The organism is Mesorhizobium sp. M7A.F.Ca.CA.002.09.1.1, from assembly GCF_003998555.1.
Lineage (GTDB): Bacteria > Pseudomonadota > Alphaproteobacteria > Rhizobiales > Rhizobiaceae > Mesorhizobium > Mesorhizobium ciceri.
On the sequence record NZ_RZRR01001502.1, the window covers coordinates 1 to 633 of the forward strand.

Annotated in this window: 1 protein-coding gene; it reads right to left on the reverse strand. The window is 65.6% G+C overall.

Going from position 1 to position 633, the window contains the following annotated elements; genetic code table 11:
• Positions 1-633, reverse strand: a 633-nt coding sequence (locus EN994_RS34300; RefSeq protein ID WP_206530580.1) for an FAD-dependent monooxygenase, incomplete at both ends; no start/stop codon positions are given.

Consider the following 633-nt stretch of genomic DNA (forward strand, 5'->3'; position numbering starts at 1 on the left):
GCCCAGTTCGTCAGCCTGGTCTCTTCGCGATCCGGCTCGATCGGATAATAGACGAACTTGGCGAAATTGCCGCCGGCAACCGCCATGGTGCGCCCGTCGCGCCAGACCGGCCACGGCGTGGCGCCGCGCCACAGCATCGTGCCGTTCCAGATCGGCGGCCCTTCTTCGGGATAGAGCACGGCCCTGACGGCGGAATGAATCCCGTCGGCGCCTATGAGCAGGTCGCCATGGGCCTCGCCGCGCGAGCCGTCATGCCGGCGGAAATGCGCCACGACCTCGCCCTCGTTCTGCTCGAAGGCATCGACACGGCTTGCCGTGCTGATGACGTCGCCGCCAAGCCTGTTCACCACGGCCCGGTGAATCAGCCCCAGCAGCCTGCCGCGATGAATGCTGATTTGCGGAACCTCATAGCCGGCATCGATGCCCCGCAATTCCTGCCATACGATCTGGCCGAAGCGGTTGGTGTAGACAAGCTCGCGTGTCCTCACCCCCTCCGCGTCGAGCGCCGGCATCAGCCCAAGCCCGGCCAGCGCCTTGACAGCGTGAGGCAGCATGTTGATGCCGACGCCAAGTTCGCGGATGTCGTCGGCCCGCTCGAAAAGTTCGACCTCGATGCCTGCCTCATGCAGGAAC